At 44.9% G+C, this 17,285-nt stretch carries 11 protein-coding genes and 1 pseudogene; 9 read left to right on the top strand and 3 right to left on the bottom strand.

Annotated features, from left to right (window positions below):
- Positions 1-393: 393 nt before the first annotated feature.
- The 5 genes from MKZ12_RS19860 (at position 394) to MKZ12_RS19840 (ending at position 7,151) form a co-directional block, all read left to right on the top strand.
- Positions 394-3,099 carry a DUF5704 domain-containing protein gene (locus tag MKZ12_RS19860; protein ID WP_339256267.1) on the top strand — a complete coding sequence of 902 codons (2,706 nt, stop codon included), beginning with the start codon at positions 394-396 and terminating at the stop codon, positions 3,097-3,099.
- Between the two features lie 107 nt (positions 3,100-3,206).
- A complete protein-coding gene (locus tag MKZ12_RS19855) occupies positions 3,207-4,391 on the top strand; it encodes a WXG100 family type VII secretion target (RefSeq protein WP_339256265.1) in 1,185 nt (394 codons plus the stop codon).
- Positions 4,392-4,406: 15 nt separating this feature from the next.
- Complete coding sequence (locus MKZ12_RS19850; protein ID WP_339256263.1) at positions 4,407-4,784, top strand: 1,4-dihydroxy-6-naphthoate synthase; 378 nt, start codon at positions 4,407-4,409, stop codon at positions 4,782-4,784.
- A gap of 337 nt (positions 4,785-5,121) precedes the next feature.
- Complete coding sequence (gene yaaA / locus MKZ12_RS19845) at positions 5,122-5,874, top strand: peroxide stress protein YaaA (RefSeq protein WP_339256262.1); 753 nt, start codon at positions 5,122-5,124, stop codon at positions 5,872-5,874.
- 398 nt (positions 5,875-6,272) lie between these two features.
- Positions 6,273-7,151, top strand: coding sequence for an SPFH domain-containing protein (locus MKZ12_RS19840; protein ID WP_339256261.1), 879 nt, complete (start codon positions 6,273-6,275; stop codon positions 7,149-7,151).
- A 474-nt stretch (positions 7,152-7,625) separates the two neighbouring features.
- Here the strand turns inward: MKZ12_RS19840 and MKZ12_RS19835 are convergent, their stop codons facing one another.
- Positions 7,626-8,192 carry a DUF4879 domain-containing protein gene (locus MKZ12_RS19835; protein WP_339256259.1) on the bottom strand — a complete coding sequence of 189 codons (567 nt, stop codon included), beginning with the start codon at positions 8,190-8,192 and terminating at the stop codon, positions 7,626-7,628.
- 657 nt (positions 8,193-8,849) lie between these two features.
- On the opposite strand from MKZ12_RS19835, the gene MKZ12_RS19830 reads away from it, so the two are divergent.
- From MKZ12_RS19830 to MKZ12_RS19820, 3 genes are all read left to right on the top strand, one after another.
- Positions 8,850-9,941, top strand: coding sequence for a WXG100 family type VII secretion target (locus tag MKZ12_RS19830; RefSeq protein WP_339256257.1), 1,092 nt, complete (start codon positions 8,850-8,852; stop codon positions 9,939-9,941).
- Between the two features lie 128 nt (positions 9,942-10,069).
- Positions 10,070-10,399, top strand: coding sequence for a hypothetical protein (locus MKZ12_RS19825; protein WP_339235594.1), 330 nt, complete (start codon positions 10,070-10,072; stop codon positions 10,397-10,399).
- Positions 10,400-10,542: 143 nt separating this feature from the next.
- A complete protein-coding gene (locus MKZ12_RS19820) occupies positions 10,543-10,821 on the top strand; it encodes a DUF6809 family protein (protein ID WP_339256255.1) in 279 nt (92 codons plus the stop codon).
- Between the two features lie 134 nt (positions 10,822-10,955).
- Here MKZ12_RS19820 and MKZ12_RS19815 read toward each other — a convergent pair whose 3' ends face one another.
- Positions 10,956-12,335, bottom strand: coding sequence for a right-handed parallel beta-helix repeat-containing protein (locus tag MKZ12_RS19815; RefSeq protein WP_339256253.1), 1,380 nt, complete (start codon positions 12,333-12,335; stop codon positions 10,956-10,958).
- A 749-nt stretch (positions 12,336-13,084) separates the two neighbouring features.
- Positions 13,085-14,584 (bottom strand): annotated as a pseudogene (locus MKZ12_RS19810) (catalase); the annotation flags it as partial.
- Between the two features lie 251 nt (positions 14,585-14,835).
- Between MKZ12_RS19810 and MKZ12_RS19805 the strand changes: the two are divergent.
- Positions 14,836-16,800, top strand: coding sequence for an ATP-dependent DNA helicase (locus MKZ12_RS19805; protein WP_339235584.1), 1,965 nt, complete (start codon positions 14,836-14,838; stop codon positions 16,798-16,800).
- Positions 16,801-17,285: the final 485 nt, after the last annotated feature.

Here is a 17,285-nt window from a genome sequence, read left to right as displayed (position 1 = left end):
TTCAGATAATTTGTTAAAGATGAGATTAACACGAAAAACTACGTACCGGATTCATTACAAGATAAACCAACAGGTAATAAATTCAAGAGAGATCACGTCACAGGTATAGAAATTGATGATATTAAATACAACACCACAGATAAAACCTATTCAATTAAGCCAGGTTCAAAACCGGACTACAAAAAAGGGAGTCTACTGGTAACCATAGAAACAAGAACTGGTACTGATTCTGTAGACGCGGATAATGTTGCTGATTATCAATGGGAAAAGAAAACTCCGTATGGTACAAGACAGGATGGAGATCCAAAATATCAAGTTGAGTATTACACACCACTAGAGATCGATTACAGTGGTTACGTTACGGAAACCAAAGAGATCCGGGTTAGAGAGGACATGCAGCTTCAGGTTAATGATGTAGAATCATTGGTTGCAGAGATCCGAACTAAAGCATACGACCAAGAAGAATTCGGTAACTGGGTGAATGTCTCCAAGCGTGCCGATCAAATTGAATGGAGTTCTAACCAAAAAGAAGTAGTTTACGTAGAAAAATTAACAGGGCAAATTGTAGCTAAAAACGTCGGAACGGCAATCATCACTGCAAAATGGAAGAATTCCGAAAAAGGCCCATATTACATTTATGAAAATGTAACGATTACAGTTGGCGACACCCCACCACCCGAAATTCCGGAAACGCCAGATGCGGCATGTGCAGAGTCACCTGTCGGAGAAATGACAGGGGAGAGAATGGACCCTAATGCAAGCGCAGTTATTAAGGCCGACCAACGTGGAAGTGAGCCATTTGACGTACTGCGAGGTATCCCTACCTCTGAGAGTTTATATGGTAATGTATTTGGTCTAAGTTACCTATTCCAAAATAAGTTTGTGAATATGCAAGGCACTTGTACATATACCGTAGTGGTTGAAAAAACGTATAACAAAACGTGGACAGACGAAAAGAAAATTTCGGATGGTAAAGGTGGTACGACAACGGTATTAACTCCAAGATCTAGAGATGTAAAAGTACCCTACACCTATACTGTGAAACGGGATTTCGAGTATTGGAAAATTGACACTTTGCTTGTTTATGAGATAACCGATGCGATCCTAAAAAACTATGCTTTACCACAGATTGAACTATATCCTGCTGATTATCGTAGTCCCATCTATGCAGCGACTACGAACGGTACCTTTTATGCACCCAATACACCACCTGTGTTAACAGCGCCTTCACAGCCAGTGCCGGGAGGGACCAGCGAACCTTCAACACCAACAGATGATCTCTCATCTATTGCAGAAGATGCTGTGCCAAAGGTCCAAGTTAAGAATGACTATTTGAAGTTTAACGGGGCTGTTGTCATGGACAACCCAAAAGTAGAAGAAACGGGGCCAACACCAGGTCAGATCGCAGAACCCCAAATGATTGGAAAAGATGTTCTGTACAGTCCTGACAATGAAATATCCAAAACCTTGTTAAATAAGAAGGACACGCCTAGCACAGGCGAAATCCGTTATGAATTAATGAGTGGAAATGTTAATGAGGGTAATGAGGAAGAAACCTTTGAAATTCCGGGGATTAACACGGTCACTGTTCATACGCCAGTCGTGAACTATTCTCTTGTTTCAGACGATCAGCCTCATAATCAGAAAACAATACCGAATATGGCTCGGTCTGCCCTTATTTTGGAGCGGCCGTTCACAGTCCGTATCCCCACGAGCGGACAGCATTTAGATGTCAACTCTTATCCGGGATATGGGGATCGGGATTATGCCAAATATTATCGAATCAAACAGGTGCGGTTTCCGTTTGACGTTTACAGTGCCGACCGGACACAGTTCTACCCGCGGAGTACGTGGATTGATATTCCGGTGGATGTGCTCGATACCACCTTTTATCTGCCTGTATGGGTAGACGAAGGAGATTACCAGGTGGAGTTCCGCAATATTGCAGAGAATGCACCTGCCGAGTTTGAATCGATGTCCAGAAGCAATGCACAACCCGATGCCAACACAGATCTAACCTATCATCTGGCCAGCGACGAAGTATCCGTGGAGGTCATTGGGAGGTTATACGACTTTGAAATCACGGACATCGCAGACTACAACTGGGAGCTTGTTTTCCGGCGATTTAAGGGAAGTATTGCCCCAACCTGGATCAGTTATTGGACGGGAACGCAGGGCATCGACGGTGACAAGCGAGGGAACAAACCGCAGTTCACCGTACCGATTCGCCCAGGCAGTCATCCGCTGCAAGGGTATCAGAATGTGGCTGTGAAGACGGGATATCACTTTAAGTTTGATTTCAAAACCAAGGGCAATATGTTCGGGCCCAGAGACGGCATTCGCCTGACTCCGACTTTTGATTTTGTCAGTAAAGACGGGAAAACATGTGTACCGGTAGATCTGTATTACTCGACAAACCAGCGAAGTTTTATTCGAATTGGTTCAGCAGAGGATCAAGTTAAGCGGTTTGTCATTCTCAATGATCGGTTACGTCAAGTACCTTCGGAACAGCTACGAGATACGGCGACCTACAAATATAATCGCTATGGCGAAATTCATCCAGGGATGATGAGTGAACGGACGTATCAGGAGTATTATCGGGATAAATTTACGAAGATGAAAACTCCTGTAGGCGGATACAGTCTGCTTCTGATGCCGGAGCAATTACGTACGTTTGTCGGCCCCAAAACCAATATTCCGACGAACGCAAGTGCGGATGTACTTCGTGCAAATGCTGCCATTCAGCAGTGGTATGGGGAGTATAGTCTGCCCGCCGAGCCTTCCGTGGTTCAAGCGGGAACCAATCTGGCCGAGTATGGGCGTACTCATGGTGGGTTGGATGCCAAGTCACCCATCTTCCTGAAAAATGGTTATATCGTGGTCAACTTTAACTTGGAGTCGATCCAGGAAGGGAATCTGAGGGCTCCGCATCTGCAATATATCCATGCACCGCTAATGAACCAATGGTTGCTGGAAGGATTTCAGCGTCAAGTCGAAGATAGCTACGGCAACTCGTTCACTTTAAGAGATGGAGACGTGGTGTTCTACCATGCTGATCGTTCCAGCCGAGATGATTTCAGTGCACAGGTGCCACATTAAGCGAGAACATACAGTTAAAATAAGCCCGAAATAGGCTGAACGTTTAGAACACAATAGGTTGAAACAAGCAAGAAATAGAGTCCGGCATCGGACAGATGGAGAACGCGATGAGTAGAATACAAGTAACCCCGGAGCGTTTGTTTGAAGCCTCACGAGAGGTTGAACGGACTCGCGTGCGAATGGGAGATACACGCGAGGAACTCGTTCGATTGATCCGCTGGATGGAATCGATGTGGTCCGGGATGGTGCGAGAACGGTTTTTAGAACGATTTGAAGAAACCCAGCCCCGCATGATCGAAACGCTGGAGCATTTGACCTACATCGCGAAGGAACTCCGAGACATTAGTGTCCGTTTTCAGCAGGCAGATGAGATGAGCGGGGCAGCAGTGGCAGGTGCCGTAGCTACGATGTCGATCGGGCTGAAAGCAGCGAATAGTCCTAGTGATAAAGGATATCGAATGGTGTACAATTCTCAGTGGCATATGTGGCTACCGGTTAATGAGAAGGGCGTGACCGACCAGGCAGCCCTGCAGGCGTTTGAAAAGGATAAGGGTAATTTAGATATTAGTACCTTGAATCAGGGCTCTGGTCCTGTCGAACCACTAGATCAGGATTTGATCCAATTACAGATTGAAGCTTTCGAGTTGGGTGTTAATCCCTTTACAGGAGAACCGGTCACGGAATCCTATGCCAAACTGATGATTGCATCGCTAAAATGGAGTCAAATTGTAGCCGGAATCGGGCTGGTCACCGGAGGTCTATCTGGAGGGAAAGGTCCATACAAAGGACGCGGGACCAATCCGGCGATTGCCAAGGTGAAACAGACTATTAAAGATGCAAAGGTTAAGAGAGAAAAGTCGAGCAATGACGCTAACGGAACGAGTAAAGGACTTAAAATACCACAAGGATTAACGCAAAAACAATTTGATAAAGTTTCAGCGATGATTCGGAAAAAAGTTGGACATTTGAGTGATGATATCGTTGTTCAAGGCAGTAGAGCAAAAGGAACAGCTAAAGCTACCTCAGATATTGATTTTGCGATACGTGTCTCACCAGAGAAATTCAACGAATTAATTAAGGATTCATTTAGTAAAATAAAAGCTCCAAATCCAGGTTCTGCTAAAGAAAAAACAATGTTACATGCTATTGAAACGGGTAAAATTCAATCTGGTGAAGCAAAGTTGAGTAAATTTAGGGAACTACTGCAACAGGAGTTAGGTATAGATGTGGATATTTCTATAATTAAAATAGGTGGACCGTTTGATAATCCTCCATTTACCCCAATTAAATGATGAGAGGTGCTTTTAGTGAAATATCAATATGATTTGTTTACAAAAATATTTTTAGATACAGATTTGGAGAAAACATCAGTTGTAGAAACAGTATCATTAATGGTTAAGGGCTCTACTGCAGGTTCTAGGATTGTGACTGAACAAGCTGAAATATTTATATTTAATAATGGGGATTTTGATGAAGAGAGAAGAAATAGGGGGAGTGATGAGTTTCTATATTATAAATATTATCTTGATATAGAGCCAATTGAGGATGTCGAAGAAACGCTCTATATCAAAGAAATTTCGAAAATTCTCACAAAATTGTGGGACTCAGGATACAAAGCAGTTGCCTCATGTGACTTTGAAGAGGAGCTCCCAAGAAAAGGCGGTTATAATTTTGAAGAACGTTAAGATGTAGAGTTATTCCCTGAATAAGCATTTCTAAATATGTGATCCTGTATTACCTGTAAACTATCCCTGAGTCATGAGCAAGCTGCAGAGCAAAATAGCGGCGCGGGGAGTGTATCTCCCTAAGAGCGGTTTGAAATGCACGCCTTGCTTTCTCACCAATTGAATGTGTTGAATTTGAATGAACAAGCCGGTCCAATTGTGGGCTGACTTGTTCATTTTGAGTCTTTTCAAAGGTACTATGAGGGATTTAGTTAAGCCATGGCATTGGATTCACCTGTCCAATCCTGTACAATGAATAACGACAAAAACAACGGTAGATTAAGGATGGATTAGCACGATGAGAATTATAATATCACCAGCTAAAAAGATGAAGATTGACACCGATCTGATGGCTATCGCGCAGATGCCGCATTTTATAAATGAATCAGAACAGCTATTGAGTCTGCTTCAAAAGTTATCCTATGACGAACTCAAAGCGATGTGGAAGTGTAACGATGCAATCGCTGAACAGAACGTGGAGCGAATTCGGAATATGAATATAAAAGCAAATCTGACACCAGCAATATATGCCTATGAGGGCATTCAGTATCAATATATGGCACCGGGTGTTTTTCAACATGAGGAACTGGCGTATCTTCAGCAGCATTTACGCATACTATCCGGTTTTTATGGCATTTTACGGCCTTTGGATGGCGTTACGCCGTATCGGTTGGAGATGCAGGGTAAGCTGCAAGGTCCAGGTTTCAAATCGCTCTATCAATTCTGGGGCAGCAAGTTGGCGGATCAGCTTCAATCTGAAAGCAATTGTATTCTGAATTTGGCTTCCAAAGAGTATAGCAAGAACATCATGCCTTTCCTGAAAGAGGAAATCCGGATGATCACTTGTGTGTTCGGTCAAATGGTCGATGGAAAACTTGTTGAAAAGGCAACCCGGGCCAAGATGGCCAGAGGTGAGATGGTACGATATATGGCTGAGCGGAAGATTACAGATGTGGAGGATATCAAAAGCTTTGATCGGTTAGGTTTTGTTTTTTCAGAAGAGAAGTCGGAAGAGAGTACTTATGTATTTATATATTCAGAGGGACAGTAGCCTGTTGTACAATGGTTTATAAATTTTGGTTCGTATAGAGTTACACATTGGTAAATGCCATCAAATAATTTGATGGCTCTTTTTTTTGCAAGACTAAGGCAGGCTTATTCCGAATATGTTGGTATCTACAGAGGTCTACAGGAAGCGTCGCTGAATATCATTGAAACCTAATATGAATTTACAAAGTATATATAAAGAAGGATATAATTAGTTGCTATTTATAAATTTGTACTCGGTTACATCCAAAGAGGGGAGGACGAATATGCCATTTATTGGGGGAATCATTTTAATCTTGATCCTAGCATTTATTCTATGGGCATTAATGATCCCGCTATTCAATAAAATAGGTAGTAGAATTCTGAAGAAATACAATAAATTCAAACAAGAGGAGAATGGTGATGAAAAATTCAAAGACGTTTAGAGTAGGGGCAATAACAGTTGCATTGGTTATTATCGTGGGAGTATTATTGGTGACTTTCTTCGTCACACGAATTCCTAATGGTTATGTTGGGGTTGTGTATTCACCCAATGGAGGGGTAAAAGATAGCACACTGAGTCAAGGGTGGAAACTGGTTGGAGCGTTCGATAAAGTAACCAAATATCCGATCCGAATTCAAACGGTGGAATACAGAGATATTCAAATTGCTACATCTGACGGAAAGAACATCACCATCGATTTTGCTTACAACTACCAAGTAGAACCAAGTAAAGTATCTTCTATTTTCAACACATTTGGGCCTATTAGCATTCAAGAAATTGAGGATACATATCTCAAAACACGTTTCCGTGACGCAGCTCGTAAAGGTATTTCCAAGTTTACAGTCATTGATGTGTATGGTGAAAAGTCATCTGATGCAGGCGTGGACGTGCAACAACGTTTCTCTGATGACGTTAAAGAGTTAGGTTTTATCGTATCCAACGTTACCGTAGGTGTTCCTCAACCTGACGCTAAGACTCAGGAAGCCATCGATAAACGTGTCGAAGCTTCTCAAGAACTGGAACGTAAAACGACTGAACTTGAGATCGCCAAGAAAGAAGCAGAACGCAAGCGCGTGGAAGCACAAGGTAATGCAGACAAACTATTGATCGAAGCAGAGGGTCAAGCTAAAGCCAATAAAGAGCTTCAACAATCCTTATCGAGTCAACTCGTTGAATATGAAACCATTAAGAAATGGGATGGAGCCCTTCCATATGTGAGTGGGTCAAATACGCCAATGATTCAATTACCGGGTACTAAAGTAGAGCAAAATAGTGGCTCAGGAAGCGTATCTCCCTAATTAGCGGTTGAAAATGCACGCCTTGCTTTCTCAACAAATTAATGTTCTAATGTGTTGAAATTCGAATGAACAAGCCGGTCCAATCGTGGGCTGGCTTGTTTATTTTTGATACATTTCAGAGGTACGACAAGAGGCATTGGATACATTTAGTCTAAAATTTGGATTCAAGAGTAGTACGTACGTGACATTGTTGGGCTACAAGTTCAGGCTTGTTGTGGCAAAAAGATGCTCGGCATTGGCTTGGCAATTTTGCTCGGCTACTGCTCTTAGGATAACGTCACAATGAGAAAAGACGCAGCGATAAATATCCCTGCGCCTGATCAAGCTAACGTAATTGTTAGCAGAAGAGTCATATCATATTGGGGCGATCCGATTCGTTTCCAAAGCTGATGAGCTTTTGGGCTTACCTCCCGTATTCCTCATGATAGAACCAGGATAGCCATTTCCTCCAATATTCAGATTACATCTTTCCTGTTAACGAACATTAATCCAAGCGGTCCACTGTGTTGGGATGTTAATGGAATAGACCGTACCTACAAATTGCCCGCCTGTTGTATTAGGAGATTCATAAACCCAAGAATGGGCAAAAGCATCTATTACACGATCACCGTCTAGATCAATAGCTTCAGACCAGTTGTTTGTCATTGTATTGCCAGCGAGTTTGCCGAAGTGACTGCTGTCATAACCGATCTGGAACGTAATACACTGAATCCAAGCCCCACCATGATCATTGGTCGTGGAGAGCGGGTTGTTATTGAAGCCGTAAATTTCTTGACCGCCATTAGGAGATACAACACCGTATACATTAATGTGAGATACGTTCGGAGCAGGTGCAAACAGAACTGGACCACCCGTATCTTTAGCCTTCTGCGCTTTAAATTCAGCCTTAGCAGCCTCAACAGCTTCACGAAATTCTTTGGAATTAATAATTTCTTCCTTTGTTAACGGTTTGGCTTGAGTCACATCACCATCTGCATAGGCAGCTACATTAAACGAAAGCACGAGAACAAGAATAAGAGCTAAACCAACCAACTTTTTCATAGTAATAAATTCCACCTTTCTTGTTATGGGTATTCTTTTTTTTACAAAAAAATGGATAACGACAAATAGACCTGCTTGCAGATTAAAGCCCCTTGCCCTCCTCTCTTATGTGAAAATGGTTCTACCCTCTTTGTTCTTTACTGAGAACAAAAATAAAGGAGATAGAACTCTACAGGCTAGAAAACTCTATGAAGTAGGAATGTATATGTAAAATGAATGCCTGCCAATGATTGGGTTTTGCAGACAAAATGGTAAACTCAATTATAAGAATTGATATCTTAGCTGTGTTAAGCTCTGACACATATCTTGAAGTATAAGATTTCAAAATAAGTATTTAAATTGAAATATATTCCATTTATATAAACATATAGTACATCTAATTATCAATTCAAGTCAAGTTTATTCATTAATTCTATGAATTGTTAAAGCGTGTTGCTCGTCGCAGTAAAGATGCTACAGTATCCTGTAGTCGTGAAATAAAAGGAACCATCAGGAACATGTATACACCTACATAGAAATCGTATGGGACTGAAGGACGGAAACTAATCATTCTAAGCGTGGATTGATGCAGTGAAATCAGGAGATTAGCCGGATATCATTGCCATTAAACTTCTGCTAACATAGTTGTATCATATAGTAGATGAGCGGTGAAAATGGATGAGTACCATTAAAGTTACTCCTGAACAGTTACATAACGTATCGAATCAAGTAGATCAGGCGAGACATCAATTGGAGCATATACGGGAGGATCTCTCAAGACAAATCATGTTCCTTCAGCAGATGTGGCTGGGTGTAACGCAGGAGCGATTCTATTATGAATTTGAGCAGTCGCGCCCTGTTTTGCAGAAGGCGCTGGAAAGTATGGTGGGCATCTCCAAGGAACTCAAGGATATCGCCATGCGGTTTGAGAATGCTGATGCTCAGAAGGTGAGTCTGGGTAATGCCGTTGGCGCTGTTGGCGCTGTAACGATGATGGAGACCTCGAGATATTATGCCGGTTCGGATGATAAGGGCTATGGGATGGCACAAGTCAATGTTTTTGGAAAGTGGATGTCGATGCCTGTCAACGAGAATGGGGTTACGGATCAGTCTGCGCTCCAAGCTTATGAGAGAGATCAGGGGCATTTGGATATTAATCGGATGCAGGCTGTAACTACTGAACCGTCAGGGGAAGATATTTTTGCGATGCAGATCAAAGCCTTTGAAATGGGAATTGATCCGTTCACAGGCGAGCCTGTATCTGATAAGTATGCTCAGATGATGTTGACTTCCCTAAAGTTTAGCCAACTATTCATGGCATTTCAGATAGTTCGCGGGAGTATGCCGGGCGGCAAAGGTCCCTTTCGCTTGCCTTCTTCTCATCCAGCTGTGGCGAAGATTAAAAAGAATTTGGAAGCGGCTGAAGCGAGTGAAGCGAGGAAAGGTAGTAAGATTAAGGGGACGGGTGATGTTTCAGGGGTTAAGAGTGCAAAAGAGGTTGAGATTATTAATAAAAGGGGAGAATCTCTTGGTGAATTTGATGAAATTGACTTGAAAAAAGGGGTCTTTTATGAAGATAAGTCTGCTCAAGGTCTACATAAAGTTAATCCTAAAACAGGACTGCCTGCACAAACACCACAAGAATTCGCGGATAAACAAATACTTACGAAAACGCGAAATCGGATTTTTGCTCTAGAGAACGCCACATCGACAAGAACAACTGTGAATGGGTCGCAGGATACCGGCACTTCAAGAAATAAAAGGTATTAAAGAGTTTGTTTTTAGACTAGACGGTGATACACCCAAATTGAGGCAAGCTGTTAACAAAAGCATTAATAAACTAAAAGAAGAGTTTCCAGACTACAAATTTAGTGCTACTTTTGGAGGTGAATAAGTGCATGTCAATCAGTGCTGTAATATATGAACCACAAAATGATTTTGAACAGAGTTTCTTTGTTCCCATTGCTACAGAATCGTTTTTTAAAGAATGTTGGCAACCTGCGATTGAAGCACTAGGGTTACAATGGACAGACCTTTTTTCATCAGGTGTTGATGTAGAGGAGGAAGATGTACCGTCAATTATTGAGGAACTAATTCAAATCAAAGATTGGGCGGTAAAAAACTTAACTGAGGAAAAAAGGAATAAAATGTTTGAAAGAATAACAATTCTTCAAAATAAATTGCCCCTAGCATTTCAGCGCAAAGATGCTGTTGTTTTTATAGGATAGATAGGTTAGCTCACTTACGAGTAGGGCTTAGACTTAAGAGCTTAACGAAGAATTTTGGTATTAATATATACTTAGCGGATTTCCCGCTAAATTTCTATCTCACCTGCTCTTTTGATGTACAATCTTCCTGAGGTGACCTTACCATGAAGGATAACATGTACCTGATCGAGAATTTGTTTCACGGGAACTTGCGGTTGGACGAGTCGATTCATCCTGAGCAAGCTGAATATCAGGAGATCAATCGCCAGATATCGGATCTGATGCAGGATTACAAAACACAGCTTACGGGGAACGAATACGATACTCTGGAACAACTGATAGACTTGATCGGACAATCCACATCTATGTATGTGGAAGCCGCGTTTGAACAAGGTTTTCGTACAGGCGGCAGACTGATGATTGAGATTTTAGCCAAGCCGTGAGTATCTACCTACTTCATCAGCCAGGAGCAGACAATACACAGCAATCGAAAATCCCCTTCTCCATTACCACCGCTAGGCTGGCATGGGGAGGGGACTTTGCTTTTAAATTACTCTTTTATCGTACTATCTTCCACTTACCTTGCCCCAATATTCGTACCCGATGGCGTACCTGACCCGATCAGATCACTACCACCTGCAAGCTTCAGGAAATTACCCAGGACAGGCGTTCCGTCCGCGCTACGTGTTACCGAAGGCACGAGGGAGACAAAGTCGGCTGCGCTGGCGAGCAGGCCTTTGGCGTTCTCGCTTTTTTTGTTCTTCCACCAGACGTTAGTGCTGCTGACGTCGGTTCCGCTTGTTTTGTCACTGGCGCCGCCTTGGAAGGACAGGTTGTTGGTGAAGATGTGGGTGCCTACATCAAAGGCAAAGTTGCTTTGCCCGTTGTTCCAGGAAGTGTTGTTTTTCATCTGGATCGAACCGGGATTGCTGTTGTAGGTGAAGCCGTGCTTTTTATTATTAAACGCAATGTTATTCTCCACAATATGATTCACCGCAATCTTCTCGCCGCCAAGCTTGAAGCCGTTGCCATCGCTGTTGGAGGTAGAAGTACCGTCTGATGTTGCACCGTTAGCGTAGGCGATGCTGTTGCGGATCGTGACCGCGCCGATGGCGCCTGTGTCCGTTTTGCTGTACAGATCCCAGCCATCGTCCACGTTATAGGCGGCAATGCAGCCGTCGAAGACGTTGCCCGGGCCAACGGTCAGTTTGGCGGCAAAACCGTCTGCATCCTCGCCGTCATCCGGGTCATAGTTGTTGTGGGAGTAGGAACGTATGACTTCATTATACGCAGGCCATTCACTCTTGGCGGCGGTGGAAGCATAACGTCCCATTTGAATCCCCGTATCCCGATTGTGATGGGCTTCGATCTGCTCCAGGCGGTTGTAGCTGCCTCCGATGAAGATTCCGTTGTCACCCGCACCCTTCACCTCAAGACCTTTGACGAACCAGTAGTCTCCGAACATTTGCAGGCCACGATTAGTGGAAGCGAAGGCTTGAGCGGAGAAATCAAAGACTGGTTTTTCCGATCCATACGCTACCAGATTTTTACGTTGTGAGGAGGTGCCGCTGTTACCACGTTCAATGGTAATGGTCTGCGAGAAGTTGTAGGTGCCGCCGCGTAGATAGATCGTTTTGCCCGGAGCGATCTGGGTCAATGCGTTAGCCAGAGATGTTGGACTATTTATGGTTCCCGGATTGCTGGCTGAGCCGTTAGGGGAGACATAGAGATCACCCGCAGCAAGTGTCACATTTGAGGTAGCCACGGCTTCTGATGGATTACTTTGCAAGCTGCTCTCGATTACATCCGCAGCGCTAACCGATCCACCACCAATCAATAAAAGAGGAAACGCGGCACTCAGACAGATCTGGGCCATTTTTGATTTGAGGGAACGCTCCTTCAGGGAATGTACAGATCGTGCAGACACATGAGTAGATGTGGATGGGAATAATTTCATTAGTAGACCTCCTTGGTTAATGGAAAATAGAATGCGTGAGCTGTTGCGGTATGCCGGACAGATGCATCAAATGAAGTAGCTCATTGCGATGGGATGAATACTCTCTGTACAGCATAGTTTTATGGTAAATGTTGTAAACGTTATCTTCAATAATCATTTGATCAGATGAGTCCAGATACAGGCAGGTTAGGCGTAGTCGCTCCCATTGCCTGGGGTTTCACAGGTTACGTGTAATCCTGACATTGGGTGGTAGCCCTGATTTAACGATGAATCATCTGAAATGAACCTAGAGATGCACGCTTTTACAACCCTCAGGGCACGAGACTCACCCTCAATCCACCCTAATGAACTTCGCATTTTCCAAAAAAAGAGCAGCACACATCCGATAGGAAGCATAAATGTAATCCGTGCTCTATATCGAAATGATGGGGCAATCAACGCATAACAAAAAGCCCCATAGCGGCTGCCAGAGGCAACGAGACTATTGGGGCGATGTTCGAAGTGGCATTATCTGATCATTGTAGGCACTGTCCTGCATGGCAAGACTCATCGTATCAAGCGATATGCTCCATTAAACCAACGCTGGGACTTATCGTCCGAACAATCTCATGCATTATAAGCGATGCATAGACGAGAGTTATACAACGGTGCCCACTTTAATATCCGTCCGTCTCACGACTGCGCTTCTTCGCTTGCTCGACACTCGGTTCATGTTTCAGTTGGACTGTGGCACTATCATCGGTAGGCACTGAGGCCAGTCCTTCCGCTACACGACGACCGTAATCGGCATCCGCTTGGGTAAAATGAGAGATCATGCGCTCCCGGATATCCGGTTTGCATTGGGCTAGAGCATCAACCATGTTGCTGATTAGCTCATCCCGCTCCCAATCTTCGAATGCCCGGTACGTATCCCCGGCTTGTCCAAAATCATTCGTGCGTTCGATCTGCTCACGCACTAGCCTGCCTTCCACCAACGGTTCATGTTCCGGGCCGCGAGGTGTAGCTTCTTTTAACCCACCAAGGGAGGAAGGCTCGTAGTTCACATGCGGATTCTGACCCGGTGCACGATCCACCTGATATTGCATCTGCCCGCCGCTCTGATTGGTCGCAACACGGTTCTTCGGCGCATTCACAGGCAGTTGCAGGTAGTTCGCACCGACCCGGTGACGCTGGGTATCCGAATAGGAGAAGGTGCGTCCTTGCAGCAGCTTGTCATCCGAGAAATCCAGACCGTCCACTAATACACCGGTGCCAAATGCCGCTTGCTCCACTTCATTGAAATAATCCTCGGGATTGCGGTTGAGCGTCATTTTGCCCACAGGCAGAAACGGAAACTGATCCGGCGGCCACAACTTGGTTGGGTCCAGTGGGTCAAAGTCCAGCTCCGGGTGCTCGTCATCTTCCATCACCTGAACGCACAGCTCCCATTCGGGATAATCGCCTTGTTCAATGGCATGATACAGATCCAGCGTGGCATGGTTGAAATTCTGCCCCTGAATCTCGCTCGCATCTTTTTGCAGCAGGTTACGTATGCCTTGATTGAGCGGTTCCCAGTGGTATTTGATGAGCACGCCCGTGCCTTCCTGATTGACCCATTTGTATGTATTGACACCCGACCCTTGCATCTGACGGTAATTGGCCGGAATACCCCAAGGGGAGAAGAGGAACGTCACCATATGGGTTGCTTCGGGACTGAGTGAGACAAAATCGAAAAACCGCTCCATATCCTGTGCGTTGGTCAACGGGTCGGGTTTGAAGGCGTGTACCATATCCGGGAACTTGAGCGGATCACGAATGAAAAAGATTTTCAGATTGTTACCGACGAGATCCCAGTTGCCATCTTCGGTATAAAATTTCACGGCAAAGCCGCGCGGGTCTCGCAGCGTCTCGGGAGAATGTCCACCGTGAATAACCGTTGAGAATCGAACGAATACTGGGGTTTCTTTTCCTTTTTCCTGAAACAGACGTGCCCGTGTATACTTCGATACCGGTTCATTCCCAGCCGTTCCATACGCTTCAAATACGCCATGAGCACCAGCACCCCGGGCATGCACAACCCGTTCCGGAATACGTTCGCGATCGAAGTGAGTGATCTTTTCGAGAAAATGATAGTTCTCCAGTGTTGTTGGTCCGCGGCTGCCCACAGTTCGTACGTTCTGATTGTCCGTGATGGGGTGACCCTGTCGGTCTGTTAAAGTCTCGCTTGATTGGTCTGAGGAATGCTCGGATTGTGAAGAATGGTTATCCATGGAGTGGAACGCCACCTTTCCTTAAGTTGGATTCCTGTATATATTTTCCCTGTGGGCAGGTTCTATACATCGTGGCAGTCAACGAACATCTAAGCTACCTTTTGAAAAACCTATTCAACTGCCCTTCGAATTCCCTCGTAAAAAAAGCTTGTCACCAGCCTTACTGCGTGAGATAATTAACTTTTGCCCTGCGGCCTTTTTTGAACGGAAATGAAAGAGGACCGCGTCTAAGAATGGAGGCTGACCTAGGATTGTCTACACAACGTTATCCTTTTGCATATGATCCGGCTGAACCTTTTGTATCCCGTCTGGGAGAGTGGGTTGCCGATGTTTTTTACGATATTTTGCCTGAGTCCGGCTTCGAGGTACGGGATGAACAGATTTTTATGGCGTACCAGCTCGAACGGGCCTATGGAGATAAAAAGACCATTATGGCGGAGGCTGGAGTAGGAACAGGCAAGACGTTAGTCTATCTGCTCTACGCGGTCTGTTATGCACGTTATACGGGAAAACCGGCGGTGATCGCCTGTGCCGATGAGTCCTTGATTGAACAGCTTGTGAAGCCTGGCGGAGATATTGCGAAGCTGGCTGCACATCTAGATCTGGAAGTGGACGCACGTCTGGGCAAGTCCCCGGACCAATACGTCTGTCTGAACAAATTAAGTGCGGTGCGATTCGCCGATGAGGATGCGCCTGTTATTGAAGAAGTGCACGAGAGTTTGCCGGATTTTGTGAACACGCCGGGTACACTTCAGGCTTTCCATCCGTATGGTGACCGCAAACAGTACCCACATCTGAATGATCGTCAGTGGAACAAAATCAACTGGGACCCGTTCCAGGATTGTTTTGTTTGTCCAAAAAGACAACGCTGCGGCCTGACGCTGTCGCGTGACCATTACCGTCGTTCCAAAGACATCATCATCTGTTCCCATGATTACTACATGGAGCATGTGTGGACGTATGATGCGCGCAAACGTGAGGGACAACTGCCACTGCTGCCTGATCACAGCTCGGTTGTATTTGATGAAGGACATTTGCTGGAAGAAGCAGCCCTGAACGCACTGAGTTACAAGCTGAAACACCGCATCTTCGAGGAACTCGTGACTCGCCTGCTTGAAGGAGAGATTCGTGAATCCCTCGCCGAGCGTGTGGATGAAGCCATTGAGAGCAGTGAGCGATTGTTTGCGTTGCTCGATACGTATACGGTGGCGATTCCGGGATCGGAACGGAAAGAAGTTCGGGTAGAAGCTCCGCTTCTGCGTGAGATTGAACGTCTGACCAACGTATTGGATGCCATTGGCGAAGAATTGGTATTCGAAAGTGGATTGTTCTCGCTGGATGGGTACCAGATGCGTGTCGTTGAAGAACATTTGGACATGATTCAGTCTGCACTTGCGTTGTTCCGTAAGGAAGATGGTTATATCTGCTGGGCGGAAGAGAGTGAAGACGAGACGACATTATCGATCATGCCGCGTACGGTGAAGGAAATGCTGAATGAGCGTGTGTTCAACACAGGTATTCCAATCGTGTTCTCCTCTGCAACGTTATCTGTGGATAGTTCATTCCGTTATGTGGCGGACAGCCTGGGCATTGATGATTTTGTATCGTTCTCGGTGGCTTCCCCGTATGATTATGCGGACAAAATGAAGATGAAAATTACCGATGAAGCTGTACCGGGTCACCCGGAGAACGAAAATCGCATGCGCGACGCAGTATCCATGCTTCAGGAGAGTGGGGGACGTGCGCTGATCCTGTTCCGTACGATGGAAGAATTGCGCGCGTTCAAGCAGGACATTGTTCATGTGCCAGAAGCAGAAGGTTTGCGCTTTATGTATGAGGGTGATCGGGAGATCAGTGATCTGATCGCGGCATTCCAGCAGGATGAGGAGAGTGTGCTGTGCTCCGTCAATCTGTGGGAAGGACTGGATGTTCCAGGACCGTCATTATCCAACGTCATGATCTGGTCGCTTCCATATCCACCACAGGACCCTGTCTTCAATGCAAAACGCAGTGCATCGGCAGCACCATACGAAGAGATCGATCTTCCGTATATGCTCCTGCGTGTGAAGCAAGGTCTTGGACGTCTGATTCGGACAAGCACGGATTCCGGTTCCGCGGTCATTCTCGATGAATCACTGTATACCAAAAAGGAAGCCAAAGACCGTATTGCGGCCCTGCTTCCCGAAGGTGTGGAATGGACAACCCTGACACACTAATGACTGAATTCTAAATCATACAAAATCGTACTAAATCCTACATTTACATTGAATTATACGTTCTAACCGGGCCGAAATGGCTCCCATCAGAAAAAAGCTCTTGTTCTCTGCGGATGCACCATCCGTATGTGAGCAAGAGCTTATTTTTTATTTTGATGGTTCCTTCAATGTACTTCTCTTCCCTTTTTTTCGAGGGATTTCCCCTCGCTCCTCGCTACCAATCGCTCCAAAATTCTAACGAACCTATCATACCTTATTGGGGTGATAATGAAGAGATGTAAATTCTAACGAATCTCAGTAACGTTATCCCGCCGAAAATAGCTTCTAAGCCCGTAAATCAACCCAATTCGGGGAAATAACGCCGCTGTGATTCGTTACACTTCAAACCTGCATAAATAGGAGCGAATAGCGTGTCTCAGGTTCATTAGAAGCAATGAGCGCTAAATGAACAATACATGTGTGAGTACTAAATGAATGCTCATAAG

The organism is Paenibacillus sp. FSL R5-0713 (assembly GCF_037973325.1).
GTDB lineage: Bacteria > Bacillota > Bacilli > Paenibacillales > Paenibacillaceae > Paenibacillus.
Note: the sequence above shows the minus strand (reverse complement) of the source record. Positions and strands in the feature narration are given on the sequence as shown.